A 24,910-nucleotide genomic window follows, 5' to 3' on the forward strand; every position below is an offset into this window, starting at 1 on the left:
CCTATTCGACAAGCGCGAATTGGCCGTATAGGACGGGGGGATGACTGCCGAACCGGCCACGCCTCTTCTCGATACCGTCGACACGCCTGCTGACCTGCGCAAGCTGAAGCCTGCGCAAATGCGCCAACTCGCCGATGAGCTGCGCAGCGAGATGATCGCCGCGGTGGGGCAGACCGGCGGGCATCTGGGCTCCGGTCTCGGCGTGGTCGAACTGACCGCCGCGATCCATTACGTGTTCGACACGCCGCGCGACCGTCTGATCTTCGACGTCGGGCATCAGGCCTATCCGCACAAGATCCTGACCGGGCGCCGGGACCGTATCCGCACGCTTCGGCAGGGCGGCGGGCTTTCCGGCTTTACCAAGCGCAGCGAAAGCGAATACGACCCCTTCGGCGCCGCGCATTCCAGTACGTCGATCTCCGCCGCGCTGGGCTTTGCCACCGCGAACAAAATCTCGGGCGCGCCAGGCAAGGCGATCGCCGTCATCGGCGATGGCGCGATGAGTGCGGGCATGGCCTATGAGGCGATGAACAATGCGGAGGCGGCGGGCAATCGCCTCGTCGTGATCCTCAACGACAATGACATGTCCATCGCGCCGCCGGTCGGCGGATTGTCGAGCTATCTGGCAAGGCTGGTGTCGAGCGGGCGCTTCCTCGGCTTTCGCGAGCTGGCGCGCAAGTTCGCGCGCCGCCTGCCCCGCCCGCTGCAGAACGCGGCGCGCAAGACCGACGAATATGCCCGCGGCATGGCGATGGGCGGCACATTGTTCGAGGAGCTGGGCTTCTATTACGTCGGGCCGATCGACGGGCATGATATGGACGCGCTCATCCCCGTGCTCGAAAACGTGCGCGACGCGGATGAGGGTCCGTGCCTGATCCATGTCGTCACGCAAAAGGGCAAGGGATACGGCCCGGCCGAAAAATCCGCCGACAAATATCACGGCGTGCAGAAATTCGACGTCGTCACCGGTGAGCAGAAGAAATCCGCCGGCGGTCCGCCCAGCTATACCAACATTTTTGCCAAGGCGCTGATCGCCGAGGCGGAGAGCGACAATCGCATCTGCGCCATCACCGCCGCGATGCCGTCCGGCACCGGGCTGGACAAGTTTGCACAGAAATTTCCCGAGCGCAGCTTTGACGTCGGCATCGCCGAACAGCATGCGGTGACCTTCGCCGCCGGCCTTGCGGCGCAGGGGATGCGCCCGTTCTGCGCGATCTATTCGACCTTCCTGCAACGCGCCTACGATCAGGTCGTGCACGATGTTGCGATACAGAATCTGCCGGTGCGCTTCGCCATCGACCGGGCCGGGCTCGTCGGGGCCGACGGGGCAACCCATGCGGGCAGTTTTGACGTGACCTATCTCGCATCGCTTCCCAACATGGTGGTGATGGCCGCGGCGGACGAGGTCGAACTGACGCATATGGTCCATACCGCCGCGCACTATGACGACGGGCCGATCGCGTTTCGCTATCCGCGCGGTTCGGGCGTGGGGCTGGACCTGCCCGCGGAGCCGGAACGGCTCGAGATCGGAAAGGGACGCATCGTGCGCGAGGGGTCCAAGGTCGCGATCCTGTCGCTGGGCACCCGGCTCGGCGAGGCGCGCAAGGCGGCGGACGAACTGGAGGCGAAGGGGCTTTCGACCACCATCGCCGACATGCGCTTTGCAAAACCGCTGGACGAGGAACTGATCCGCAAGCTCATCGCCTCCCACGAGGTTGTCGTCACGATCGAGGAAGGCAGCATCGGGGGGTTGGGCGCCCACGTGCTGACCATGGCGAGCGACGAGGGGTTGACCGATGGCGGGCTGAAGATCCGGACGATGCGCCTGCCCGACGCATTCCTCGACCATGATGCGCCGGACAAGCAATATGACCTTGCCGGATTGAACGCGCCGCAGATCGTGGACACGGTGTTGAAAGCACTGCGCCACAACAGCGCCGGGATCGCGGAAGCCAGCGCGTAAGCCGCGCGCCCCCGATGGTTAAAGCCTGCGCGTTACAGCCAGCGCCAGACCCCGGCGGGAATGCCGCCGATGGGCCCGTGCATCCACGTAATGCCGAGCCAGAGCACCGCCGCCCCCGCCCAGAACGGCCACCGCACCGTGCCGAGCCGCGATAGCCGCGGCCAGAAGGTCGTGCGCGACCGCCAGGCGGTCCAGTCCTTGCCCATGGTGCGCGCCTTGCGCCCATCCTGAAACGCCGAGCCGACGAGGGCGAGGAAGCCGAGCGCGCCGGCAAGGACAAGCGTGCGCGGATTGGGCGCGACCACGATATGCGCCGCGGCCCACAGGGCGATGCCCCACATCATCGGATGGCGCGTGACGGCAAAGATGCCGGTCGCCTCGCGCGCCTGTGCGACGGCCTCTGCCTCGGGGTGGGGCAATGCCGGATTGCGCACCACGCTGCCAAGAATGAAAACCAGCGCCAGCAGCGTCAGCACGCTCCCTGCAAGCCAGCTCGCGATATGCCACCCGTCCCACAGCATCGACGCGGCGGGCGCATAGCGAAACGCGCGCGCCATCCAGCCCAGCGTGACCAATGCGATGAGCGAATAGGCAATGGCAAAGCCGCGCTCCCCCAGCCATCCGATGGCAAGCGGGCGGAGCGGGCCGGAGAGCAGGATATGCGTGCCCACGAACACGATTGCGGCAGAGAGCAGAAAAGATATGTCGGTCATCACCGGTCCTTTGCATCAAAACGCCCCCCGGCGCGCGGGGGCGGCGGGGGGCGTTCTGTTTTTTCGCATATCGGCCGGGTTCAGCCGGGCCGCGTTTCGGGGTGAACCCCGGCGGCCTGTTGCTCGCCGACCTCCGCCTGACCCAGAAGGTCGTCGCCGACATTGTTGTCGGCCAGCGTGTCGAGATGCATCAGCTTCTTGATCAACGGCGAAATCACCAGCACGACCACGCCAACACCGATGGAGATCCAGCCGATCTGGCTATAGACGCCCATCACCGTTTCGCGTGCCGCACCTTCGCCGCTCGCCGCCTCGGACCCGGTCGCAGCGGCAATCAGGCCGGCCACGAAATTGCCGGTCGCCGATGCGAAGAACCAGGTCCCCATGATGAGCGAGGCCATATGCGCCGGGGCCAGCCGGTTCATCGCCGATAGCCCGACCGGCGACAGGCAAAGCTCGCCCGTGGTGTGCAGCAGGTAGATGAGGAAGATGAACAACACAGGGACGAGTTCCGGCCCTGCCGCCGCCGCACCGGCGACGAGCACGAGAAAGCCCGCGCCAGCTGCAACAGCGCGAGGCCGAACTTCGCCGGGGCCGACGGTTCGAGCCCCTTGCGCCCGAGCAGCGTCCACAGCCCCGCGAACACCGGGCCGAGCAGGACGATATAGATCGCATTGATCGACTGGAACATGGAGGCCGGAACCCCGCCGCGATCGACATGGCGGTCGGTGAACAGGTTGAGCGAGGAGCCCGCCTGCTCGAACAGGGCCCAGAACAGGATCGAGCCGATGATGAGGAACATCGCGGCAAAGATCCGGTCGCGGTCGTGCCGCTCCAGCTTCGTCACCGCCACGATCAACACGTATCCGACAAGAATTACGCCTGCCACCATGAGCAGCCAGCCGACCATTTCCTGATACTGAATCAGCGTCCACAGAACCGCGATGCCGGCGACCGACACGCCATAGATCGTGAATTCGCGCGCCTTCGACAGGGCGATCGGCGGTTCGCCGCGGCCGAGCAGCAGGGGACGGAAAATGGTGAACACGATGAGGCCGGCCAGCATGCCGACGCCGGCCGCGCCAAAGCCATAGGCCCAGCCGTAGGTCTGCCCGAGATAGCCGCACAGCAGCGACCCGAACGCCGCGCCGAGATTGATGCCGACGTAGAAGATCGTATAGGCGCCGTCGCGGCGGACGTCGGTGCGGGGGTAAAGCTGCCCCACCATGACCGAAATGTTCGCCTTCAGAAAGCCGGTGCCCATGATGATGAAGCTGAGTGCGAGCCAGAAGATGTTGATCGTCGCATCGTCCTGGCCGCCGGTCCCTTCGAACGCCATGAGGAAATGGCCGAAGGTCAGCAGCATCGCCCCGAAGGCGGTCGCCTTGCGCTGCCCGATATATTTGTCGGCGAGATAGCCGCCCAGAACCGGGGTGATGTAGACGAGCGCGGTATAGGCGCCGTAGATGACACCGGACTGACTATCGGAAAAGAGCCAGTGCTGGGTCAGGTAGAAAATGAGCAGGGCGCGCATTCCGTAATAGGAAAAACGCTCCCACATCTCGGCGAAGAACAGCACGAAAAGGCCCTTGGGATGGCCGAGAAACGTGCCGGCTGCATCGCCGTCCTGCGCGTATTGGGTCGCCATGAGCGATCGATCCCCCGATTATATTTTCACAAGCGCGCGACCCTAAAGCATATTGCGTTGATGTGAAGCGCATTTGTTTCGTCGGAAACCGGGTCGGCGAAGACCGATGCGCCTGCAAACCGCCACGCGCGAGATTGACTGACTCGCTGTGTTATGGCACTATACCACCATGCCCGATCGAAACGTCATGACCGAAAGCCGCCCCGCCGGTACCCGGTCCGCGGGGCCCATGCCAGCCGCGGGGGCCGGCATGGCGAAGCCGGTTTACATGCGGCTGCGCGAAATCATCGCAGCGGCAATCATCGACGGAACGTTTTGCGAAGGGGAAATGCTACCGTCCGTACGTGCTTTCGCCGCGGATCAGGGTGCCAACCCGCTCACCGTGGCCAAGGCCTATCAGCAGTTTCAGGACGATGGCCTCATCGAAGTGCAGCGCGGCATCGGCATTCGCGTGCTCGAAGGGGCGCGGCAACGTTTGAAACAGGCCGAACGCCGCCAGTTTCTGAGTGCGGAATGGCCGGATATCGCCGCGCGAATGCGGTTGCTCGACATAGATATTGCGGATCTGACCGCATCCGGTTCCTTTGCGGATTGATATTGCCGGATCTATCGAAGTAAGGGCCTTTCTGGACTAGGTACAAATCCCTAGCATCAGGGCATTCAGGATTTTTCGGTCCATAGGCTAGGGGGGCGGCTCCGCCGGCCATGATACAAATCGAATCTCGGGGGTCGCGCCCAAATCATACCCAAGGAATACGATGATACGCTCAGAACTCGTTCAAGAACTAAGCGCCGAGAATCCGGAGCTTCGTCCCGACGAAGTCGATGCGATCGTCACCGTGTTCTTCGACGCCATCAGCGATCAGCTGGCCAAGGACGGGCGGGTCGAACTGCGCGGGTTCGGTGCCTTTTCCACCCGGCGGCGCGACGGCCGCACCGGGCGCAATCCGCGCACGGGCGAGGCGGTGGAGGTACCGGCGAAGCGGGTTCCCTATTTCAAGCCGGGCAAGGAAATGCGCGAGCGTCTCAACGACGCGGATTGATGCGAGCAACGCCCCGGTTTGGCTGTGAAGCGGGCGTGTCATGAATGCTGCCGCCGTGCCGGTATCCCACGAAAAAATCGCAATACCCTGTCCCAAATTCGCCGATTGCGGGACGGCTGGCGGGCAGCTAACACGACGGGCGCAGCATGCGGGCGTGGCGGAATGGTAGACGCCGGGGACTTAAAATCCCCTGAGCTGTGCTCGTGCGGGTTCGAGTCCCGCCGCCCGCACCATGGACGGTCAAGACCCGTTTTCGGACCGATCTTTAGTATTTGCAAACGCCTCCTTAACCAATTCCCCTTACCCCGGATGGAAGACGGGTTTCGCGCTTCGGTGCGATGAGCTTGTCGACCGGGGCGCGAACAGGGGCAATGCGAACCATGCAGCAGACGAACAGCTTTACCCGACCCGCCCCCTTCGATGACGGCGGGGACGGCCGGACCACGATCATCCGCTTTGCGAAACTTGTCGGCGACAGCGGCGAGTTTCCCTGCGTCCTGCGCGAAGTGGGCGAGGACCGGCTTCGGGTACGGCTCTTCGGGCCTGTTCCGATGCGCGTATCGCCGATGACGCTGGCGTTTGGCGACGGGGAGACGGTCACCGTGATGCTGATCTGGCAACGTGGGACCGAAGCGGGATTTCGCCTTTGCGAGCAGGCCGACCGGCAAAGGCTGCTGTGTCCGCAGGGGCCTTATGAAAAACGCGCGATCCGCGTCGCCGTTTCGGTTGTGAGCCAGGTTCAGGCGCTGAGCGGGACGCAGGACGTCACCATCCGCAATCTCTCGCACGAAGGGGCCTGCATCGAATGCGCCGCCCATTTCGCCATTGATCAGCGGCTCAAACTCGCCATTCCCGAGCTGGGCGACGTGGTCGCGACCGTGCGCTGGCGCAAAGACCGCGAATATGGTCTCGCCTTCGTGGAAACCTTCCATTTCGAGGCGATGGCGCGCGCCGTGCGCGTGATGCAGCAGCAGGCAGGCGGGGACGCAGGCGAAATCTACGCCCGCGATGCGTAGCGCCTACTTGCAGGCCGCGCAGATACCGCGCAGTTCGACGACCGGGCGCACATCGGAAAAACCCGCCTTGTCCGCCGCCTCGCGAAGCGAATGGGTCAGCCGGTCGTCATCGACATGCTCCGCCTTCCCGCAATGGTCGCAGATCAGGAAAATGCAATCGTGTCGGCACCCGGGATGGCTGTTCACCAGATAGGCATTGGCGCTTTCGATCCGATTTGCCAGATTGGTTCGCACGAACAGGTCGAGAATGCGATACACGCTATTGGCCGCAACGCGCCGCCCCTCCGATGCGGAGAGTGTTTCGGCAATGTCGTAAGCCGACGCCGGCGCATCGCGATTCGCAAGCGCGTCGAACACCCGTGCGCGCATGTCGGTCCATTGTTCGCCCGCGTCGGTCAACACGCCGCGCGCCTCTGTAACAAGGGCGGTTCCATGATGTTCGACATGCGGGTGAGCGGAGCAGGACATGACCATCATATAGGTGGCCCGGCGCACGCTGGCAAATGCGGCGCCGTTATCCAGTGACGAAGCGCGCCCGGTAATCGTCGGGATACATCGCCTGCAGATTGCGAACTTTCGGGGCATCCCACCGGACGATATAGCCGTGGCGCGGATTCTTGAGCGCGAAATCCTGATGATAGGTTTCGGCCGGGTAGAATGTCTGCAATCGCTCCAGCCGGGTCACGATGGGACGGTCCCACAGGCCCGCCTTTTCAAGCTGCGCAATATAGCCGCGGGCGATTTTTGCCTGGTGCCGGCTCGTCGGGACGATGGCGCTGCGATATTGCGGGCCGCGATCGGGTCCCTGTCGGTTAAGCAGGGTCGGATCGGCCACGACCGAGAAATAGATGCGCAGCAATTCGTCGTAGCGCACGACGGACGGGTCGTAGGTGATCTTCACCACCTCGGCATGGCGGGTGCCGCCTGCGCTGACCGTGCGGTAATCGGCGTTGGCCTTCGTCCCGCCGTGATAGCCCGAGATCGCGCTTTTTACGCCTTTCACATGGCTGAACACCGCCTCCACGCCCCAGAAACAGCCGCCGGCGAAGATCGCCGTCTGCATGCCGTGCTCGCTTGCCGGGGCGATCGCGGCGGGCGCATGCACCGGTTCTTCCGCTGCCATCGCCGGGGTCATGCATGATGCCAGCATGGCCGCCGACACGCCCAGTGCGACGTTTCGCGCAAAGCCGATCACGACGCCACCATTGCCGCGACGGGCGCAATGAACGCATGACCGTTGATGAAGGACAGCAATCCCGCGCCAAGGCCGAAGCCAAGCGCGAGGCGGGACACGAGGGCGGTTTGGGACAGGGCGGCGGTCTGGGTTTTCATGAGCACGTTTCTACCCGATCCGTGCTGACCCCGCGCTGAACGTCGCTCCGCCCCTAACCCGCTCGCATCAATGGCGAAAATGCCGCATCCCGGTGAACACCATGGCCAGCCCTGCCTCGTCCGCGGCGGCGATCACCTCGTCGTCGCGGATCGAGCCGCCGGGCTGAATCACCGCGGTGGCGCCCGCCTCCGACGCGGCGAGAAGCCCGTCGGCAAAGGGGAAGAACGCATCCGATGCCACCGCGCTGCCGACCGTCTTCGCCTCGGCCCAGCCGTAGGTTTCGGCGGCCTCGGCGGCTTTCATCGCAGCGATGCGCGCGCTGTCGCGGCGGTTCATCTGCCCCGCGCCGATGCCGGCGGTCTGCCCGTCCTTGGCATAGACGATGGCGTTCGACTTGACGTGGCGGGCAACGGTCCACGCGAAGAGGCAGTCCTTCAGCTCCGCATCGGTGGGTGCGCGCTTCGTCACGACCTTCAGATCGGCGGGGCTGACATGGGCGGCATCGCGGTCCTGTACCAGCAATCCGCCCGCGATCACGATCTGCGTCACGCCGGGGCGGCGTGCATCGGGCAACCCGTCGGCGAGGAGAAGGCGCAGGTTCTTCTTTTTCGCGAACACCGCGCGGGCGTCGTCATCGGCGCCGGGGGCCACGACCACTTCGGTAAATATCTTCGCGATACGCTCCGCCGTCGCGCCGTCGAGCGGGCGATTGACCGCGACGATGCCGCCGAATGCCGACACCGAATCGCACGCCAGCGCCCGGTCCCATGCCTCGGCCAGCGTATCGGCGGTGGCGACGCCGCACGGGTTGGCATGCTTCACGATGACGACGGTCGGCGGGCCGCCCGCAAATTCCGCCACCAGTTCGAGCGCCGCGTTGGCATCGTTGTAATTGTTGTAGGACAAGGCCTTGCCCTGCACCTGCTCGGCCTGCGGCAGGCCGGCGACATGCGGCCCCTCCGGCACATAGAGCGCCGCCTTCTGATGCGGGTTCTCGCCATAGCGGAGCGGGGTGACGAGCCGGCTCGCCATCGCGCGGCGGGGGGGAAAGCGTTCCTCCTGATCGACATAGGCGAACCACTGGCTGATCGCGGCGTCATAGGCGGCGGTGGCGGCGAACGCCTTGGCCGCCATGCGCTTGCGGAAGGACAGCGTCGTGCCGCCCGCGTCGATCTGATTCAGCAATTCGTCGTAATCGGCAGGATCGGTGAGCATCGCGACATAGGCATGGTTCTTTGCCGCCGAACGCACCATCGACGGGCCGCCGATGTCGATATTCTCGATCACCGTGTCGCGGTCCGCCCCGCTCTTCACCGTTTCGGCAAATGGGTAGAGATTGACGACGACGAGATCGATTGCGCCGATGCCATGCTCCTTCATCGCCGCGGCGTGATCGGGATTGTCGCGCACGGCGAGCAGACCGCCATGCACCATCGGGTGCAACGTCTTGACCCGCCCGTCCATCATTTCGGGAAAGCCGGTGATGTCGGACACGTCCTTCACGGTCAGCCCCGCCTCGCGCAGCGTGCGCGCGGTGCCGCCGGTGGACACCAGCTCCACCCCCCGCTCGGCAAGCGCCTGGCCAAGATCGGCAAGGCCCGTCTTGTCCGATACGGACAGCAGGGCACGGCGGACGGGGACGAGATCGGTCATGGGGCTTGCGGTTCCTCTGGCGTCGGGACGGGGGATCACGCTGCGCCCATAAGCCCCGCCGCCCACAGGTCAAGCGCGCGGTCGCGCGGCCAGGCTTTTGCCCCATCGGCGGCGGGCGGGGGAACGCCGCTTACTTCATCCGTTCGAAGCTCCAGCGGATCGCGCCGCCCCTGCCATCGACGGTTTCGGACAGGACGAGCTGCTGCACGTTCTGCGGACGGCCATCGGCATCGACCCAAAGGCTTTCCTCCACCGCGACCGGCACGTCCGGACTGTGAAAGCGCCAGAAGCTGCCGTCGGGCAGCGACAATGTCATGCCCCCGCCATGCGCCGCTTGTTCGACCCCGACGCCGGGGCCGAGGTGAAAGCGGATGTCGAACGGGTGCGTGCCCTTGCGCGCGCGGCGGTTCTTCGGCGTCAATATGTCGATGCCTTCGAACAGAAGCCCGGTCTTCGCCAGCGACAATTGCCGTTCGTGGATCAGCCCCCACCGCGCGAGATAGCCGTCGTGGATACCGCACATCGCCTCGCCCGCCTCGGCACGGTCGCGTTCGAGCTGCACCTCGCGCACGCCGGCGCCCATCGTGCCGTCCTCGCGAAGCTCGGTCGAATCGGAATCGTGGAGGACAAGCGTCGAATGCGCAGCGGTGGAGCGCAGCCCGTCGCGGATGCGCATCGGCACCGCCCCGCCCGCAACGCTCGCGCCGCCGCAATTGACGACGATACGCTGGTCCCTGTGGCTGAATTCGATGGCGAGGGTGGAGGCGCATGCCGCGGCCGTTTCCTGCCCATGTCCCGTCCGGCCGGCGGGCGGGGGCGCGCTGTCGAACTGCACCACGGCCTGTCCGGCGGCCATGCGCTGATACCCCCACGGCCCTGCATCGCGCAGCGGCCGGTTGCGCAGGTTCGCGGCATTGAGCAGCTGTCCGATGCGTCCGGCCGCGACCGGGAGCGCGCCCTGCCAGCTGCCGAGCGAACCGTCGGCATGGGTCAGCGCGAGCAGCGCACGCATGGTCATGGCGAGGAACGCCTCCATCTGCGGCGGCGGTTCCATCCGGCACGCGCGATAGCAGGCCATCACGCGGAGCAGCAGGACGATCGTTTCCATCTGATCGGTCGGGCGGCGCGACAGCATGCCGCCATCCTCGCCCACCGCGTCGCCCAGCGCGGAAATCAGCCCCGCCTCGGCATAAAGCCGCCGCGGCTTGCCCTCCGGCAGGAGCAGGCCCGCCGCGGTCAGCCCGGCCCAAGCGGGAATGGCATCCGCCGCCGTGAGCGAGCGGCCCGTCTGCCGGTCGAGCCACGACGCCGTCGCCGCGACATGGCGCAGCAGGCTGGCGCGGAACATCTTGTCCCCGCCCGACAGCAGCAGCGGCGCATGCACGAGCCAGTTCATCAGCCGGTGCCCCGTATCGGCCACGCCCCATGCCGGCGTTTCGCCGATCTCGTGATGGACCAGCAACCAGCGGCGCAGGATCTCCTCCGCCACCTCGGTAATCCGGTCGCGCGGGCCCGCCGCCTCCAGATCGGGCAGCCACGCGAAACGATGGACGTAGGACGCGGCCAGCGGCGTCAACGTGCGCCCGGTAAAGCCATCGATCGCGACGCGCTTTCCCGCGACGAGGAAATGTCCGGCCCGAAGCGCCATGCCCGCGGCGCGTTCGCCGGGCACCGGTTCCGCCACCGTGGCGAGCAGGCGCAGCCGCGCCGGTTTACGGAACGGATGGGTCAGCGTGCGCGCCGACACGCCCTGCGCATAGGCAAAGCGGATGGCCCGGTCGACCGCGCCGAGCTGCGGTGGACGAAGATCGGGCAGGGCCGGCTCCCCCCGCATGTCGCGCGGGGCGGCCTTCATCGGGCCGTGCTCCGGATCGCGCGGCGCGCCGTGCGCCGGATCGTCGGCGACCTGCGGGCGGTCGTCATGGGTCATGCGCGCAATGCCCCGGTGCGGCGTCCACGCAGGACTCCGTTCCAGCCCAGCGGACAGCGATGGACGGTCCTCACCCGCGGTGCGCACCGGATCGTTGGGATCGCCACCGGTCCACACCTTACCCATGATTCTTGAGCGCCGCGATATTCGCCGCGTAGCGATCGGCCCCGCCCTTGAACGTGGCGGACCCGGCGACGAGCACATCCGCCCCCGCATCGACGCACTGGCGCGCGGTTTCGGCATTGACGCCGCCGTCCACCTCCAGCCTGATGTCGCGGCCCGATTTGTCGATCATGCGGCGCACCGCCTCGATCTTCTTCAATTGCGAGGCGATGAAGCTCTGCCCGCCAAAGCCGGGATTGACGCTCATCACCAACACGAGGTCGATCTCGTCGATGAGATAGTCGAGCATCTTTGCCGGCGTCGCGGGGTTGAGCGATATGCCCGCCTTCTTGTTCAGCGCCCTGATCGCCTGCACCGTGCGATGGGTGTGGGGGCCGGCTTCGGGGTGGACGGTGATGATGTCGGCGCCGGCCTCGGCAAACGCTTCGAGATAGGAGTCCACCGGGCTGATCATCAGATGCACGTCGAAGGGTTTGTCGCTATGCGGGCGAAGCGCCTTTACCACGGCAGGTCCGATGGTGATGTTGGGCACGAAATGCCCGTCCATCACGTCGACATGGATCCAGTCGGCGCCGGCGGCGTCGATGGCGCGCACCTCCTCGCCCAGGCGGGCGAAATCGGCGGACAGAATGGATGGGGAAATCAATGGAATCGGCATGGCCTGCCCTTACTCCCCCGCGGTTGAAACGCACAAGCGGGATCGTCGCGTTTTAAACACGGTTCGCGCCTCGTGCCGGGTGCCCGGTCGCGCCGCATCGTCCAATCATGTCCCGCTTGCCACGCGCCGCGGGGCGGGATAGCGGATCAGGCATGGACGGGTCGGGTGCGCAGGATCGGGGTCAACGCGCCGCCGCGCTGATTCGGCGGGAGACGCGCATTCGGCACGGCCCCGTCCCCGACACCATCGGCGGCCAGCGCGTCGCGGAGGGGCAATGGTTGCTCATCGGCGACGAATTCCTGCTCCGGGCGGGCGGCTGCACGGTCTATTACAAAACGGGCCGCGGCATTTGCGTGCATGTCGCGACCGCCGATGCCGAGCGCAGGCTAGACCTCTATCTGTCGGGCACCACCCATGCGGCGGTCGCCTGCATGAACGGGCTGTATCCGGTGCATGCCTCCGCCGTCGTGGCGAACGGGCGCGCGATCGCCATCACCGGGCCATCTGGCGCGGGGAAATCGACATTGAGCGCAGGGCTGGCGTCGCGGGGCATGGGCCTGCTTGCCGATGACACGTTGATCCTCGCCATGCCGGATGGCCGGTTCGGTGATGGCGAGGCCGGATATCGCGGGGCCGACGATGGCGGGCCGAAACCCGCGCCGATCTGCCTGCCGGGACACAAGCGGATGAAACTCTGGCCCGATGCGGTCGCCATGACCGGGGCAGAGGCGGGGGACATCGTATCGCCCAATTATCGCAAGCATTACGTGGCGCAGGCGGGCCCGGCACAGGACGAACCCTGCCCGCTCGCCGGGATCGTCGTGCTCGCGACCGGCGCGGATTTCGCGTTCGATCCGCTGCACGGCGGGGAGAAGATCGCGGCGCTCAACGACGATCATTACATCGCCCGGCTGCACGAGGTGGCATCGCTCGACGGCCCGGCGGGGCGGCTGCGGGCGTTGGTCACGCTGGCATCGGCGGTGCCGTGCTGGCGGCTGACCCGGCCGATGGACCCGGATCGTTTCCCACAAATGCTTGATTTTACGCAGCGATGCCTTGAAGAACGGCTGCTGTGATGACCGTGATCGAAAAATGCCCGTCCGCCTATGTCGAAACCGAGATCGACGGCGAATCGGTGCTGATGAAGCTTTCGGACGGGAAATTCTATTCCCTGCGCGAAAGCGGGCTGGCGATCTGGACCGCGATCGACGGCGCGCGCGACCGGGATGCGATCGTTGCCGTGGTCGCGGACGATTACGGCGTTGCGCCGGGCGACGTCGCGCACGATGTGATCGCGTTTCTCGACTCGCTGTCGGATGCCGGGCTCATTGCGGAGCGACGCCTTTCGTGATTCGCCACCGGCTGAGGGTCGCCGAGGCGATCGCGCTCCTCGCCGCGGCTCGTATTTTTATCGCCCTTGTGCCCTTTGCGAGTTGGAAAACGATGCTCGGCACGCCCGTCGCGCATGACCGGGTGGTTGCGCGACCGGCGCGATCCGACGCCGATGACAGGATCCGCGGGTGCCGCGCCGCGATTCGGCGCGGAGCCGCTTACGTGCCCGGCGCGATCTGCCTGCCGCAGGCGATGGCGCTGCAATGGATGCTTTCGCGCCGGAAACTGCCATCCGTTCTGACCATAGGGTTCCTGCCGGGCGCCGCGGAAGATACCGAGGACAGGCTCCATGCCTGGATCACGAGCTGGCGCGGAATCGAAATCGGCGACAGCAATGCAAGGCATGTCCCGATCATTTCGATGGCGTCCCGCTTTGATCCATGAAACGCGGGGCGATAACGCGGGCATTGCTGCGGCGCGGCAAACCATGCAACGCGCTTTAACGCTTTGTAAACCAAAGCCTTGAGTATCATTATCAAGTAATAGTGTTATGACCAAGACCACGACGAAAGCATGGCCCCGCCCCGAACTGCGCGTTCTCGGCACGATGGCGGACGTCGCCGGCAACGGCACCGTCCAGAACCAGGGCCGGAGCAGTGGTTCGGTCGCGAACAGCTGATCGCGACGAAAAGGTTTCGGTGATCCCTGGTTGAGTCTATCGACCGGCAATGATTGCAATTGGAATGAGCTGGGACGATTCGTCTTGGCTACAGCCGGAGCGCATTGCCCGATCGCTCGGACTCTTTGCCGGATGCGAAGCCGATAGCCAGGTGACCGAAGGGGCGGTTTTCGCCTAGTTAAAGACGCCACGCGGACGGCCCCGAAAGGGCTGGCGCGTGGCTCTTTCCTTGTCCGGGCGGCCCGTTCTGCTCGACGGCTGGATCGACAATGCCGATTCGCTGAAGGCCGAGCTCGATTTTTCAGGCGGTGACGATGCCGCGCTTTATGGCGCCGCGCTCGATGCATGGGGCGACGATGCCGAACGGCGAATTGTCGGCAGCTATGTCGGAATCGTCGTGGAACGCGACCGCTCGCTTCGCCTGTCCCGTTCGCCGTGGAGCCAGCAGGCCTTGTTCTGGGCTGCGGACCGCGATGCCGCCGCCGCCGCGTCGATTCCCCGGCCCATATTCGCTGCCGGCTTTCCCAAATCGCTTTTGCCCGATCGCATGGCGGAAATGCTCCACGGGTCGGACCACGATATTGGCCGCACCGAATATTTCTATCGCGGCCTGCACCGGGTGCCCTTGGGCAGTATCGTCACCGTGTCGCCCGATGGCGCGGCGATCGACCGGTGGTACGATCCCCACGATATTCCGGCGATCCGACTGAAAAACGACGGCAATTATGTCGATGCGGTCGCCGAAAAGCTTGGCGAGGCGTGCGCGGCTGCGCTGCGCCCCGCGAAAAAGCCGGGGATCATGCTGTCGGGCGGGCTCGATTCGGCAACGGTCGCGGATGTGCTGATGGCGCAAATGCCGGAGAGAGCGCGCCTCGCGTCGTTCACCTTCACCACGCTTCCCGAATGGGACGGCCATGTGCCGGCGGGCAGTTTTGCCGACGAACGCCCGCTGGTCGAGGCCTATGCCGCGATGCATCCCCGGCTCGACCCGCATTTCACCGACAATCGCGACATCGGTTTCGACAGCAGGCTCGACCGATTGTTCATCGCGGCGGATACCGCGCATCGGCACATGAACCTGACGGCGGCCTATCACGGGCCGATGCAGGCGGCGACGGATCATGGATGCGACTGGCTCTTTTCCGCCGATTTCGGAAACCAGACATTCAGCATCGACGGCCGCTGGGCCTTTAGCGAGTTTCTGCGTACCGGCGAGTGGGGCGAGCTGTGGCAGATGCTGCGCGATCATCCGGGCGACAGCCGCCCGATGGCGCGCCGCGTGCTGGCCCGTTCGGTATTGCCGCAATTGCCGGCTCGCCTGCGCAAGACGTTGCGCAGGCTGGTGCATTCCGCGCCGCACGCGGATCACCTGATCCGGCCCGAACTCGCCGGTGCCCTGCGCCTTCGCGAACGGCGCGAACGGTCGCGCGGGCGGCTCGACGACGAATGGTTCCGCTCCCGCCGCGAGTTCATCGACCATTGCTGGCAAATGGCCGACCTGGGCACGGAAATGGGCGCCGCGCACGAACAGGTCTTCGGCATTCGCCTGCGCAGCATCCCGCGATACCGCCCGCTGATCGAGCTGTGCCACGGCCTGCCCACGACGCAATATGTGCGCGGCGGAACGCAGAGATATCTCGGCCGGCGCCTGGCGAAGGGGCGAATGCCCGCGCGGCAGGCGGAGATGCGCGATTACGGCCTGCACCATGCCGACTGGCATGCGCGCATGACGCCGCGCCTTTCCGAATTGCGCGCCGAGATCGACCGGATTGGCGATCACCCCGACCTTGCCCGGATCATCGACGTGGACCGTGCGCGCGCCCTTCTTGCCGATTGGCCGGAGAGCGAGCCGGTGACAGGCACCGCGCGCAGCGATCTTTTCAACGCGATCAGCGCGGCCGTGGTTGCGGCGCGCTTTGCCAATTACGTCGATGGCCGCAACGATGTCTGAACCGGGAGCTGGGTCCGGACCGGGGGCGGGGCCTGAAGCGGGGGCGGGCGCGGCGCGCGGGCTCGGTCCGCTCGCGTTCGTCTGGCGGTTGGTGCCGCACGGGTCGGTCGTGCTGGTATTCGCTGCGATCGTCGCGGCATCGCTGACCGAAGGGCTGGGCATCGTGATGCTCGTGCCGCTGCTCGCCATCATGGCCGAGGGCGCGGCGCCGGGGGGCATCGTGGCGCATGTTTCCGATGCCATCGCGGCGGTCGGCATACCGCTGCGCATCGGTCCGCTGCTGCTTGCGTTCGTGGCGCTGGTCGCGTTGCGCGCCGCGCTCAAATACGCGCAGGGGATGCAGGCGGCGCGGCTCGAACTCACGCTGGTCGACGGGTTGCGGGACCGGATCTACCGCGCATTGCTCAACGCGGATTTGCGTTTTGCGTCAAGCCTGCGCCTTGCCGACAACAGCAGCCTGATCCTCGACCATGTGAACATGCTGGGCTTCGGCTTTCGCAGCCTGGTTCAGACGATGTCGGCGCTCGTGGCGTTCGGGGCGCTCGGGCTCGCGGCGCTGCTGCTTTCGCCGCTGCTCGCACTGGGCATCGGTGGGGGCGGGCTGGTCGTGCTCGCGTTCTATGCGCGGTTGCGGCGCCGGGCGCGCATGATGGGCAAGGAACTCAACCTCGCGCATCAGGCCGTCCATGCCCGCCTCGGCGAAGGGCTGGGCGCGCTGCGTCTCATCAAGAGCTTTGGGCAGGAGGAGGCGAGCGCGCGCGCGCTCACCCGCGGCTTTCGCTCGGTCCGCGAGACGCAGATCGCGTTTCAGCGTATGGCCGGGCTGGGTCAGGCGATGCTCCATATCGGCGCGGCGGGCGTGCTCGCACTGGTGGCGGGAATCGCGTTATCGCGCGGGGTGGAGGCGGCCGTGCTGATCCCGCTGGTCGCGCTTTTCGCGCGCGCGGTTCCCCTCCTCGACACGCTGCAGACGAGCTGGGCGAACTGGTCGCATGCCGTTCCCGCGGCGCAGGAGGCACAGCAGCTGATCGCGCGTGCCGATGCCACCGCCGAACCCGACGATGGCACCGTCGTCGCGCGGCCCTTGCACACCATTGCGGTGCGGGGCGCGACGGTGCGGCACGAAGGGCGCGATGCCGCCGCTCTGCACGATGCCGATCTTGCCATAAGGTCGGACGAGACGATCGCGCTGATCGGAGCCTCGGGCGCAGGCAAGACGACGCTCGCCGACATGCTCGGCGGATTGACGCGGCCGGACGCGGGCGCGCTCCTCCTCGACGGGAAAGCGGTGGGCCATGCGGAACGGCGGGCGTGGCGCCGTCACGTCGCCTATGTCCATCAGGAAGCCGTGCTCTTCAACGCCAGCGTGCGGGACAGTCTGCGCTGGGCCGAACCGGATGCGGACGATGCGCATCTGGAGCGTGCGCTGCGCATGGCGGCGGCGGAATTCGTGCTCGACCTGCCGATGGGAATGGACACGCCGGTCGGCGATGCCGGGCGGCAGCTTTCGGGCGGCGAGAGGCAGCGGATCGCGCTCGCCCGCGCGTTGCTGCGCGATCCGGCGCTGCTCATCCTCGACGAGGCGACGAGCGCGCTGGATGCAGGAAGCGAGGCGGCGATCGCCCGGGCCATTCGCCAGTTGCGCACAAGCCGCGCGATTGTCATCATCGGCCATCGCGGATCGTTGATCAAGAATGTCGACCGCATCGTCGAACTGGCCGAGGGGCGCATCGTCGACATACGAAGCGGCAGGGAGGATGCGGCATGATACGCCCGATCGAGGAGCTCAAGGCGCTGTTGATGGCATTGATGGCCCCGGCCATCGCCGATCCGGACCCTGTGACCCTGGCCGAACTGTCCGATGGCGACTGGGACGCGATCGACGCCATGGCGTTTCAGCACCGCCTCTATCCCTGGCTGCACATGCGGGCGGAGCATGCCGATCCGCAATGGCCGATGCCCGGCTCCCTGCGCGAAGGATGGCGGCGGGCGTATCAGGCCGGCGTGATCGGCGCGCTGACCGCGAAGGCGGCGATCGTGCGCCTAGCCAATGGCTTTGCCGACGCGGGCGTGCCGATGGTGGCGCTGAAAGGCGCACAGCTCGCCTTCTTCGACTATCCGAACGAGGCGCTGCGCCCGATGCGCGATGTCGACATACTGGTCGCGCCGGACGATCTATCGGCCGCATTGTCGGTGATGGCGCAGATGGGCTGTGTCGTTCCCGACGATCGGGACGCGGCCATCGCGCGCGCACTGCGCGAAAAGCACGTCGATCCGATCTATTTTCCCGCTTTCGACCGCCATATCGAATTGCATCATCGCATCATGGAACCGCAAAAGCCGCGCGGCCCCTTCGTGCCCCATATCGCGACCGAGGACATCCTCGCCGAGGCACGGACCCGCAAGCTGAGCGGGCAGGAGGTCCGTTACCCCAGCGCACAGCACATGCTGGCCCATCAGATCCTGCATGCCGCCTATAACCATCGTTTCGATTGCGGCCCGCTTGCCCTGTCGGATATCGCGATGCTCTGCCGCGACAGCACGATCGACTGGACCGAATTTGCCGCCCGCGCGCGGGAGGCCGGTTACGAATCGGGTGCCATGCTCGTTCTCGCGCTCGTCGAACGGTACTTCGGCTCGATCCCGGGCAGAAATGCCGCCGCCACCGTGCCGGACGACGTGATGGCATGGGGCGAAAACCTGATATTGCAGGATTTCGAGACGCGCGATCAGGTCAAGCTCGCGGTCGAGGCCGCGCAGGGCGGCGGCATGGTTTCGACCATGTTCGAACGGTTGAGCGCCGGTTTTGCGGAGCCGGCACCCGAAGGTCGGCTGCGCTGGCTCGGCAACAGGGCGATCCGCACCATCGCGCAGGCCGGCACCTCGCGCGCAAGGTCCGAGGCGCAGGCCGGCGGAGATCTCTCGCGGTGGCTTTCCGATAGCGACGAAAGTGGCGAAAGGACCAACCGCCCCCGTCAGCGATGACCGACATCGCCGTATGGCATGGAAATTCAGGGCCTATTCACCGTGTAACCGCCATTACGGCGGCAAGGATCGACAAGTCTTCAGATACGGCCTTGCGATTCGTTGTTACTTTGGCTGCGAAAAACCTTGCGCCGCGCACGGTCGCAGCGCAGCTTTTGCCGACGCATCATGTAATCAGGACTGACCGGACATTATGACCGAGACGATGAAAACGAAGTTTGGCCAATGGGGCAAGGCGGCTGTCGCCGCGATGGCGGTCGGTGTCGGCGGCCTCGCGCTGGGCGCCGCACCCGCCCATGCCGCCCCCGCCGGGTGCAATGGCGATACCAGCGGGAACAGCTGGATCTATGTCGAGGTGGCGGGCGTCAGGAATTCGAACGGCTATGTCACGCTGACGCTGTATGACGATGATCGCAGCAAGTTCCTTGCAAAGGGCGGGTCGCGCGATGTCGAGCGCATTCCGGCGCAGGCGGGCACGACGAAGGCCTGCCTCAAGCTCCCGTCGAACGGGGTCTGGGCGATCGCAGTCTATCACGACGAAAACGCCAACCGGAAGATCGACCGGAGCACGTTCGGCCTGCCGACCGAAGGGTTCGGCTTTACCAACAATCCGAGCACCGTTGCCGGCCTTCCTGCCTTCCGCTCGGTACGGTTGAACGTGGCAAAGCCGGGCCTCGCGACGCGCATCAACATGCGCTACCCGTGATGCACGGTTCATCCTGACCGCACCGGACACGAACTGCCCCGCCCGCCCCCATGGCCGGCGGGGCGTTTCACGCGCTCAGGCGGCTTCGTCCTGTTCCAGCAGGCCGCGCAACGATTTGAGCGCGGCGGCCTTGATCTGATGCACGCGGGGGACCGACACCTCCAAGACGGCGGCGATCTCGGTCAGGTTCAATTCCTCTGTGAAATAGAGCTGCAGGACGAGTTGCTGCCGCTCGGGCAACTGGGTGATGGCGACGATCAGCGTGCTGCGGTCCTGCGCGCCCGACAAAAGGTCGAAGGCATCGGGCGTATCGTCGGCGAAACGCGCATCTTTATCGTCGTAATCCGCATCGAGCGAGGTCAACCGCACCGGCATTTCGTCGGCCCCGTGCCCGCCCGGCATATGGTCGAGCGCGGCATTCAGCTCGGCCCGCTCCGGCTCGCGGCCCAGCTCGCCGGTGAGCTTCTGCCGCATCTCCTCGCGCTGCCGCCGGCGGCGTACCGCCCCGCGCGAATCGGGAAGCGTGCGGCGGATCGCATCGAACATCGCACCCCGCACCCGGATGCGGGCATAGGCGGCAAAGCCATCCTCGGTCGGGCCGTCGTGCCGCCGCGCGCATTCGGTGAGCGCGACCATCCCGGCCTGAACCAGATCGTCGATCTCCAGTCCGGCCCGCCCCGACCCGTTGATGTGCCAGGCGGCGCGATGCACCATGGGGAGGAACCGGCGTATCCGGTCCTCTGCCCCGTCGCGCGTGCCATAGGCGCTGGCGGCGCGGAACTGTCGATGGTCCAACTTCATGCTGCAAGCTCCTCTTGCCGGGCGTTTTGCGATTCGGTGTTTTGCGGTTCAGCCTGTTCTTCTTCGGCGCCGATGACGGCGATGACCTCGACGGCCTGCGAGGTGGGCAATTCGGCCAGCGCCATCACCACGCAATCGGGCGCACGCGCGCGCACCAGCGCACTAAGTGCGCGGCGGGCCGGCGGCTGCACGACGAGCGTAGGCGTGTTGGCGGGTGTGTCGCGCCGCGCGAGATCCGCGCTGATCCGGGCGAGGCGTTCGCCGATCATGGCGGCAAGATCGGGCTCGATGATCGGTTGCCCGGTCGCGGGGTCGCGCATGCCTTGCAAAATCGCGCTTTCCAGCCGCGCATCGAGCGTCACCACCGGCAGCACCTCGCCATAAGGGCAGATCTTTCCGACGATCCAGCCGCCCATATCGATCCGCACCCGGTCGATCAGCGCCTCGAAATCCTGCGTCTGCTGCAGGGCGAGGGCGAGTGAGGACAGCACGGGAAGCGGATGCGCGAGCGAAATGCCATCGGCGAGCAGCGCCCGCAGCACGCGGGTCAGCTTCGACAGCGACAGCGGATCGGGATGGATCGCTTCGACGAGGCCCGGCGAATCCTCCTTCACCGTGTCGAGCAATGCGCGCACCTCCTCCGGCCCGAGCAGCGCATCGGGGCGCCGCGACAAAAGCTGATCGAGATGGGTGGCGATCACGGTGGAGGGATCGACGGTCAGAAATCCCTCGGCCGTGGCATGGTCGCGCTCGCTCTCCTCGATCCAGAGGGCGGGACAGCCAAAGCTGGGATCGGCGGTGGCTTCCCCCTCGATCGCATGGCCCTGCCGCACATCGCCGATGTCGATGGCAAGCACGCGCCCGCTCCGTATCGTGGCACCGCCGATATGCACCCCGCCCAGCAGGACGCGATAGGCATTGGCATCGATGTCGAGCGAATCGCGCACCCGGAATTGCGGCACGATGAAACCGAAGGTCTGCGACAACTGGCGCCGCACGCCGGTGATCCGCGCGACCAGCGGCGCGCCCTTCGTCTTGTCGACGAGATGGACGAGACCATAGCCCATCTCGATCGTGATGAGCGTGCGGTCGCTCACATCCTCCATCGTGATGCGGTCGGGCGAAACCGGCGGCGCCTCCGCCACGGGTTCGGGACGCGCGGCGCGTTTCTTAAGGTGCCAGGCCAGATAGCCGGCGATGGCTGCCGCTGGCAGGAACACGCTTTGCGGCATGGCCGGGATCATGCCCAGCGCACCCATGACAACGGCGACCGGCATCCAGCTGCGCGGGTCGGAAAACTGCCCGCCGATATGGCCGGCAAGGTCGCTCTTGTCCGTGACGCGCGTGACGATCACCGCCGCCGCGATGGACAATAGCAACGCGGGCACCTGCGCCACGAGCGCATCGCCGACGGCAAGGGTGATATAGCTTTCCGCAGCCTGAGCCGCGGTCAGCCCGTGGCTGATCATGCCGAGGCAGAAACCGGCGATGATATTAACGGCCAGGATCAGCAGGGCCGCGATCGCGTCGCCCTTCACGAACTTGCTCGCGCCGTCCATCGCGCCGTAGAAATCGGCCTCCGTCGCGACTTCGGCACGGCGGGCCTTCGCCTCGTCCGAGGTCATCAGCCCGGCGGCGATGTCGCTGTCGATGGCCATCTGCTTGCCCGGAAGCGCGTCGAGCGTGAAACGTGCGCTGACCTCGGACACGCGGCCCGCGCCCTTCGTGATCACGATCATGTTGATGATGAGCAGGATGACGAAGACGAAGATACCGACCGCGAAATTCCCGCCGACGAGGAACTGTCCAAAGCTTTCGATGACATCGCCTGCCGCGCCCGCGCCCTCATGCCCGCTCACCAGAACGACGCGGGTGGACGCGACGTTGAGCGCGAGCCGCAGCAGGGTCGCAAACAGCAGCACCGATGGAAAGGACGAGAAGTCGAGCGGCTTCATCGCATTCATCGCCGCCATCAACACCGCCACCGAAAGCGCGATGTTGAGGACGAAGAACACATCGAGCATCACCGCCGGGATCGGCAGCACCATCAGCGTGATCAATGTCAGGATACCGACCGGCAGGGCCATGCTCGCGGCCCGGAATCCAGGCGCTTTCGATGCAGCGTTCTCCATCGTCAAAGCCCCACCGCCCGCAGGCGCGCATAGGCCCGGCGCACATGGGCGCCGCCCGGTCCGTCATTCCCGTCGAGCGCGAAATTGGTGCGCAGCATGTCGGATACCGGCGCGGCATGATGCGCCGGTGTGGCCATCGGCGCCGGCATTGGCGAGGAGCGGGCGGGATGATCCGCCGCCCATCGCGCCGCCTCCATCCGCCAGGGTTGCCCCGGACCGGCGGGGGCGGACGGGTCGAACGGCGCAAATTGCGGCACGGCGCCGTCGTCGCGCATCGCGTGCGCCATCTTGCCACGGATCACCCCCATCACTTCACCCAGCGAACGAGCCCGACCGCCGTCGTAGAAGATCGCCCGGTTGGCACCGGCCGCCTGCGGCAGCACGGCGGCGGCCGACTGCCCCGGCTCCGCGTTGAGCGCGGTTAGGAAGCGCGACGCCCCGCCCGCCCCCAGGAAATGCGCGAGATACAGCTCCGCCGAATCCGGTTCCCGCCCCAGCACCGGGGTCAGCGCCGCACGATTGTCATTGGCAAGCGCACCGGCCATCAGCGCATTGGCCTGCGGATCGTAGCGCAGGGCCATGATCGCGGCATGTTGCGAAGGGTCGGTGACCACCGCGCGACCGCCGCGCATGTCGATGGCCCGCGCCGCCCCGCCATAACCCAGCGCCTCCCCATGCCGGTTGAGCGTGGCGAGCCAGGTGCTGTCGATGAATTGATAAAGTCCGGTGGCAGAGGAGGTCCGCGCACGGGCGGAGGGATTGAGTCCCGATTCGATCCGGGCCTGTGCCATCATGAAGTGGAAATCGGTGCCGGTGGCCTGTGCCGCGCCGGCGATCGCGGCGCGGGTGCGATCCACAGGGGCGCCGGGCGTGGCGACCGGCGATAGCGCGATTGGGTTCTGACCGCTCATATGCGAAATCCTCGAAGACTGTCTTCGAGGAGTGTTTCAGCAAGAGCCGTGCCAGATGTGCCGGAATATCAGCGCGGGCGGTAAAGCCCGCTGGTGCCGCCGATCATTTCGAGCCGCATGGCGACATTCGCGGCGAGGAGGTTGCGGATCCGGCGGTTGACCTCGTTCATCTGACGCGCCGATTCCGCAAGGCTGCGGCATTCTTCGGGCAAGGTCGCAGGCGTCATGTGATCAAGCGCACCGCACAGCGATTGCTTTTCCTCTGCCGAGCCGACCAGACCGTTGAGGTCGAGATCGGCAAGCGCCTGCCGCTCCTTGTGCAGAACGGCAATCATTTGCCGCAATGCCGCCTCCGGCCCGTTCGGCCTTGGCGCGGGTTTCACGCGCCGGCTCACTGCGGAATGCTCAACAACAGGCGCCCTGCGATCATTGCATCCGCAATCTTGGCCGGCTGGATCGGGTAGGTGCCGTCGCGCAGCGCGTTGCGAATGGCCGAAACCCGGTCCGCATCGAACGGGGCGCCGTTCGTCGGGGTCGCGCTGGTTTCGACGCGAACCGCATCGTTCCGCGCCGCAGCGACAGGTTTTGCCCCGTCCGACAGTGCAGGGGCCGAGGCCTGGCCCATGTCGCGCGCCGATACCGCACCAGTGCGGGCAGAGGAATTGACGGCGGAAATATCGAAGGGTGACACAGAAGGTCTCCTATGGGTCATGCGTTCGAATTGAAGAACGGCGCATCGGCATGTTTATTAACCGCCCCTCGCCGATTTTTCACGATTTCAGGACAGGGCCGGAATGATCAGGGTTCCGGCGCGTTCGACGCGGGCCTGCACCTCTTCGCGCGAACCGTCCATGCGCACCGTGATCCATTCGCCGGCGGCGCCATCGGCGGTCGCCTCGCCCCCCTGGGACACGGTAAAGCCGCGTCCGCGCACCATCACCGTCACGCGGTCGCCGCGCTTCACCACCGGGGTGGCGGCAAGCTTTGCCGCGGTGGAGCGAACCGGATCGACGGCGACGAATACGTGCCAGCCCGCATCGGGGCATGCGACGCGCACCGTATCCTGCCGCCGGCCATACCATTCCAAGGCGAGCGGAACGCCGCAGCGCGCCAGTTTCAGGCGCCGGTCGACCGGGCCGCGTGCACCGCGCGGTTCGCCGATGGATGCGCCGGTAAAGCCGGCGACGGCGGCGTCGATCGCGGCGGGGTCGGTGAACGGTTGCGCCAGCGCCGCGCCCGGCGCGGCCGCCGCCAGCGCCATCGTCGCGGCCAGCATGGCGATGGGGTGAAATGTCATGGGTATGCCTCTTGAAACGCGTGTCATGCGCGATTC

Annotated in this window: 26 protein-coding genes, 1 tRNA gene and 1 pseudogene; 14 read left to right on the forward strand and 14 right to left on the reverse strand. The window is 66.2% G+C overall.

The window, feature by feature from the left end; genetic code table 11:
• Positions 1-40: 40 nt before the first annotated feature.
• Positions 41-1,963 (forward strand): 1-deoxy-D-xylulose-5-phosphate synthase, encoded by a 1,923-nt coding sequence (gene dxs / locus K4G67_RS04420; RefSeq protein WP_239805173.1) that lies wholly within the window; start codon positions 41-43, stop codon positions 1,961-1,963.
• Positions 1,964-1,995: 32 nt separating this feature from the next.
• Here the strand turns inward: dxs and K4G67_RS04425 are convergent, their stop codons facing one another.
• Both K4G67_RS04425 and K4G67_RS04430 read right to left on the reverse strand, forming a co-directional pair.
• Positions 1,996-2,676: an NnrU family protein gene (locus K4G67_RS04425; RefSeq protein ID WP_239805174.1), complete on the reverse strand. Its 681-nt coding sequence runs from the start codon at positions 2,674-2,676 to the stop codon at positions 1,996-1,998.
• Positions 2,677-2,756: 80 nt separating this feature from the next.
• A pseudogene (locus tag K4G67_RS04430) lies at positions 2,757-4,324 on the reverse strand (peptide MFS transporter).
• A 250-nt stretch (positions 4,325-4,574) separates the two neighbouring features.
• On the opposite strand from K4G67_RS04430, the gene K4G67_RS04435 reads away from it, so the two are divergent.
• From K4G67_RS04435 to K4G67_RS04450, 4 genes are all read left to right on the forward strand, one after another.
• Positions 4,575-4,919 (forward strand): GntR family transcriptional regulator, encoded by a 345-nt coding sequence (locus tag K4G67_RS04435; protein ID WP_239805175.1) that lies wholly within the window; start codon positions 4,575-4,577, stop codon positions 4,917-4,919.
• A gap of 163 nt (positions 4,920-5,082) precedes the next feature.
• Positions 5,083-5,367: an integration host factor subunit beta gene (locus tag K4G67_RS04440; RefSeq protein ID WP_239805176.1), complete on the forward strand. Its 285-nt coding sequence runs from the start codon at positions 5,083-5,085 to the stop codon at positions 5,365-5,367.
• Between the two features lie 148 nt (positions 5,368-5,515).
• A tRNA-Leu gene (locus K4G67_RS04445) sits at positions 5,516-5,600 on the forward strand.
• A 147-nt stretch (positions 5,601-5,747) separates the two neighbouring features.
• Positions 5,748-6,383, forward strand: coding sequence for a PilZ domain-containing protein (locus K4G67_RS04450; RefSeq protein WP_239805177.1), 636 nt, complete (start codon positions 5,748-5,750; stop codon positions 6,381-6,383).
• A 3-nt stretch (positions 6,384-6,386) separates the two neighbouring features.
• On the opposite strand, the gene K4G67_RS04455 is transcribed toward K4G67_RS04450, so the two are convergent.
• From K4G67_RS04455 to rpe, 6 genes are all read right to left on the reverse strand, one after another.
• Positions 6,387-6,851, reverse strand: a complete 465-nt coding sequence (locus K4G67_RS04455; RefSeq protein WP_239805178.1) for a Fur family transcriptional regulator — start codon at positions 6,849-6,851, stop codon at positions 6,387-6,389.
• Between the two features lie 46 nt (positions 6,852-6,897).
• Positions 6,898-7,533, reverse strand: coding sequence for a peptide-methionine (S)-S-oxide reductase MsrA (gene msrA / locus K4G67_RS04460; protein WP_239805372.1), 636 nt, complete (start codon positions 7,531-7,533; stop codon positions 6,898-6,900).
• 41 nt (positions 7,534-7,574) lie between these two features.
• The gene (locus K4G67_RS04465) at positions 7,575-7,721 is read right to left on the reverse strand and encodes a hypothetical protein (RefSeq protein ID WP_239805179.1); all 147 of its coding nucleotides are present in this window, start codon (positions 7,719-7,721) and stop codon (positions 7,575-7,577) included.
• A gap of 61 nt (positions 7,722-7,782) precedes the next feature.
• Positions 7,783-9,369 carry a bifunctional phosphoribosylaminoimidazolecarboxamide formyltransferase/IMP cyclohydrolase gene (purH, locus tag K4G67_RS04470; RefSeq protein WP_239805180.1) on the reverse strand — a complete coding sequence of 529 codons (1,587 nt, stop codon included), beginning with the start codon at positions 9,367-9,369 and terminating at the stop codon, positions 7,783-7,785.
• A gap of 130 nt (positions 9,370-9,499) precedes the next feature.
• Positions 9,500-11,425 carry a heparinase II/III family protein gene (locus K4G67_RS04475; RefSeq protein ID WP_239805181.1) on the reverse strand — a complete coding sequence of 642 codons (1,926 nt, stop codon included), beginning with the start codon at positions 11,423-11,425 and terminating at the stop codon, positions 9,500-9,502.
• Positions 11,418-12,080, reverse strand: a complete 663-nt coding sequence (gene rpe, locus K4G67_RS04480) for a ribulose-phosphate 3-epimerase (RefSeq protein WP_239805182.1) — start codon at positions 12,078-12,080, stop codon at positions 11,418-11,420. Before rpe ends, K4G67_RS04475 begins: the two co-directional genes overlap by 8 nt.
• A gap of 152 nt (positions 12,081-12,232) precedes the next feature.
• Here rpe and K4G67_RS04485 point away from each other — a divergent pair, with 152 nt between their 5' ends.
• The 9 genes from K4G67_RS04485 (at position 12,233) to K4G67_RS04520 (ending at position 19,733) form a co-directional block, all read left to right on the forward strand.
• Positions 12,233-13,156, forward strand: a complete 924-nt coding sequence (locus tag K4G67_RS04485) for a phosphoenolpyruvate carboxykinase (ATP) (protein WP_239805183.1) — start codon at positions 12,233-12,235, stop codon at positions 13,154-13,156.
• Positions 13,156-13,431, forward strand: a complete 276-nt coding sequence (locus K4G67_RS04490; RefSeq protein ID WP_239805184.1) for a PqqD family protein — start codon at positions 13,156-13,158, stop codon at positions 13,429-13,431. Before K4G67_RS04485 ends, K4G67_RS04490 begins: the two co-directional genes overlap by 1 nt.
• The gene (locus K4G67_RS04495) at positions 13,428-13,856 is read left to right on the forward strand and encodes a lasso peptide biosynthesis B2 protein (RefSeq protein ID WP_239805185.1); all 429 of its coding nucleotides are present in this window, start codon (positions 13,428-13,430) and stop codon (positions 13,854-13,856) included. Before K4G67_RS04490 ends, K4G67_RS04495 begins: the two co-directional genes overlap by 4 nt.
• A gap of 106 nt (positions 13,857-13,962) precedes the next feature.
• Complete coding sequence (locus K4G67_RS17515; RefSeq protein WP_275588743.1) at positions 13,963-14,091, forward strand: hypothetical protein; 129 nt, start codon at positions 13,963-13,965, stop codon at positions 14,089-14,091.
• 217 nt (positions 14,092-14,308) lie between these two features.
• A complete protein-coding gene (locus K4G67_RS04500; RefSeq protein ID WP_239805186.1) occupies positions 14,309-16,042 on the forward strand; it encodes an asparagine synthase-related protein in 1,734 nt (577 codons plus the stop codon).
• Positions 16,035-17,810, forward strand: a complete 1,776-nt coding sequence (locus K4G67_RS04505; protein WP_239805187.1) for an ABC transporter ATP-binding protein — start codon at positions 16,035-16,037, stop codon at positions 17,808-17,810. Before K4G67_RS04500 ends, K4G67_RS04505 begins: the two co-directional genes overlap by 8 nt.
• Positions 17,807-19,027: a nucleotidyltransferase domain-containing protein gene (locus K4G67_RS04510; RefSeq protein ID WP_239805188.1), complete on the forward strand. Its 1,221-nt coding sequence runs from the start codon at positions 17,807-17,809 to the stop codon at positions 19,025-19,027. The genes K4G67_RS04505 and K4G67_RS04510 overlap by 4 nt, the downstream gene beginning before the upstream one ends.
• Positions 19,024-19,224, forward strand: coding sequence for a hypothetical protein (locus tag K4G67_RS04515; protein WP_239805189.1), 201 nt, complete (start codon positions 19,024-19,026; stop codon positions 19,222-19,224). Before K4G67_RS04510 ends, K4G67_RS04515 begins: the two co-directional genes overlap by 4 nt.
• Before the next feature lie 8 nt (positions 19,225-19,232).
• Positions 19,233-19,733 carry a DUF2141 domain-containing protein gene (locus tag K4G67_RS04520; protein WP_239805190.1) on the forward strand — a complete coding sequence of 167 codons (501 nt, stop codon included), beginning with the start codon at positions 19,233-19,235 and terminating at the stop codon, positions 19,731-19,733.
• Between the two features lie 75 nt (positions 19,734-19,808).
• On the opposite strand, the gene K4G67_RS04525 is transcribed toward K4G67_RS04520, so the two are convergent.
• The 6 genes from K4G67_RS04525 to K4G67_RS04550 all read right to left on the reverse strand — a co-directional run bounded on the left by K4G67_RS04525 (position 19,809) and on the right by K4G67_RS04550 (position 24,874).
• Positions 19,809-20,534 carry a sigma-70 family RNA polymerase sigma factor gene (locus K4G67_RS04525; protein ID WP_239805191.1) on the reverse strand — a complete coding sequence of 242 codons (726 nt, stop codon included), beginning with the start codon at positions 20,532-20,534 and terminating at the stop codon, positions 19,809-19,811.
• The gene (locus tag K4G67_RS04530; protein ID WP_239805192.1) at positions 20,531-22,621 is read right to left on the reverse strand and encodes a flagellar biosynthesis protein FlhA; all 2,091 of its coding nucleotides are present in this window, start codon (positions 22,619-22,621) and stop codon (positions 20,531-20,533) included. Before K4G67_RS04530 ends, K4G67_RS04525 begins: the two co-directional genes overlap by 4 nt.
• A gap of 47 nt (positions 22,622-22,668) precedes the next feature.
• Positions 22,669-23,577: a lytic transglycosylase domain-containing protein gene (locus K4G67_RS04535; RefSeq protein WP_239805193.1), complete on the reverse strand. Its 909-nt coding sequence runs from the start codon at positions 23,575-23,577 to the stop codon at positions 22,669-22,671.
• A 68-nt stretch (positions 23,578-23,645) separates the two neighbouring features.
• Positions 23,646-23,912, reverse strand: a complete 267-nt coding sequence (locus tag K4G67_RS04540) for a flagellar protein FlgN (RefSeq protein WP_239805194.1) — start codon at positions 23,910-23,912, stop codon at positions 23,646-23,648.
• A gap of 56 nt (positions 23,913-23,968) precedes the next feature.
• Entirely contained in the window at positions 23,969-24,268 is a 300-nt protein-coding gene (gene flgM, locus K4G67_RS04545) for a flagellar biosynthesis anti-sigma factor FlgM (protein ID WP_239805195.1), read from the reverse strand.
• 87 nt (positions 24,269-24,355) lie between these two features.
• Positions 24,356-24,874: a flagella basal body P-ring formation protein FlgA gene (locus K4G67_RS04550; RefSeq protein WP_239805196.1), complete on the reverse strand. Its 519-nt coding sequence runs from the start codon at positions 24,872-24,874 to the stop codon at positions 24,356-24,358.
• Between the last annotated feature and the right edge of the window lie 36 nt (positions 24,875-24,910).

The sequence above is a fragment of the Croceicoccus hydrothermalis genome (assembly GCF_022378335.1).
Taxonomy (GTDB): Bacteria; Pseudomonadota; Alphaproteobacteria; order Sphingomonadales; family Sphingomonadaceae; genus Croceicoccus; species Croceicoccus hydrothermalis.

Coding starts and splice junctions, on each gene's coding strand:
- dxs (WP_239805173.1), top strand. CDS start 41: ATGACTGCCGAACCGGCCACGCCTCTTCTCGATACCGTCGACACGCCT.
- K4G67_RS04425 (WP_239805174.1), bottom strand. CDS start 2,676: ATGACCGACATATCTTTTCTGCTCTCTGCCGCAATCGTGTTCGTGGGC.
- K4G67_RS04435 (WP_239805175.1), top strand. CDS start 4,575: ATGGCGAAGCCGGTTTACATGCGGCTGCGCGAAATCATCGCAGCGGCA.
- K4G67_RS04440 (WP_239805176.1), top strand. CDS start 5,083: ATGATACGCTCAGAACTCGTTCAAGAACTAAGCGCCGAGAATCCGGAG.
- K4G67_RS04450 (WP_239805177.1), top strand. CDS start 5,748: ATGCAGCAGACGAACAGCTTTACCCGACCCGCCCCCTTCGATGACGGC.
- K4G67_RS04455 (WP_239805178.1), bottom strand. CDS start 6,851: ATGTCCTGCTCCGCTCACCCGCATGTCGAACATCATGGAACCGCCCTT.
- msrA (WP_239805372.1), bottom strand. CDS start 7,533: ATGCTGGCATCATGCATGACCCCGGCGATGGCAGCGGAAGAACCGGTG.
- purH (WP_239805180.1), bottom strand. CDS start 9,369: ATGACCGATCTCGTCCCCGTCCGCCGTGCCCTGCTGTCCGTATCGGAC.
- K4G67_RS04475 (WP_239805181.1), bottom strand. CDS start 11,425: ATGGGTAAGGTGTGGACCGGTGGCGATCCCAACGATCCGGTGCGCACC.
- rpe (WP_239805182.1), bottom strand. CDS start 12,080: ATGCCGATTCCATTGATTTCCCCATCCATTCTGTCCGCCGATTTCGCC.
- K4G67_RS04485 (WP_239805183.1), top strand. CDS start 12,233: ATGGACGGGTCGGGTGCGCAGGATCGGGGTCAACGCGCCGCCGCGCTG.
- K4G67_RS04490 (WP_239805184.1), top strand. CDS start 13,156: ATGACCGTGATCGAAAAATGCCCGTCCGCCTATGTCGAAACCGAGATC.
- K4G67_RS17515 (WP_275588743.1), top strand. CDS start 13,963: ATGACCAAGACCACGACGAAAGCATGGCCCCGCCCCGAACTGCGCGTT.
- K4G67_RS04505 (WP_239805187.1), top strand. CDS start 16,035: ATGTCTGAACCGGGAGCTGGGTCCGGACCGGGGGCGGGGCCTGAAGCG.
- K4G67_RS04510 (WP_239805188.1), top strand. CDS start 17,807: ATGATACGCCCGATCGAGGAGCTCAAGGCGCTGTTGATGGCATTGATG.
- K4G67_RS04515 (WP_239805189.1), top strand. CDS start 19,024: ATGACCGACATCGCCGTATGGCATGGAAATTCAGGGCCTATTCACCGT.
- K4G67_RS04520 (WP_239805190.1), top strand. CDS start 19,233: ATGAAAACGAAGTTTGGCCAATGGGGCAAGGCGGCTGTCGCCGCGATG.
- K4G67_RS04525 (WP_239805191.1), bottom strand. CDS start 20,534: ATGAAGTTGGACCATCGACAGTTCCGCGCCGCCAGCGCCTATGGCACG.
- K4G67_RS04530 (WP_239805192.1), bottom strand. CDS start 22,621: ATGGCCCTGCCGGTCGGTATCCTGACATTGATCACGCTGATGGTGCTG.
- K4G67_RS04535 (WP_239805193.1), bottom strand. CDS start 23,577: ATGAGCGGTCAGAACCCAATCGCGCTATCGCCGGTCGCCACGCCCGGC.
- K4G67_RS04540 (WP_239805194.1), bottom strand. CDS start 23,912: ATGATTGCCGTTCTGCACAAGGAGCGGCAGGCGCTTGCCGATCTCGAC.
- K4G67_RS04550 (WP_239805196.1), bottom strand. CDS start 24,874: ATGACATTTCACCCCATCGCCATGCTGGCCGCGACGATGGCGCTGGCG.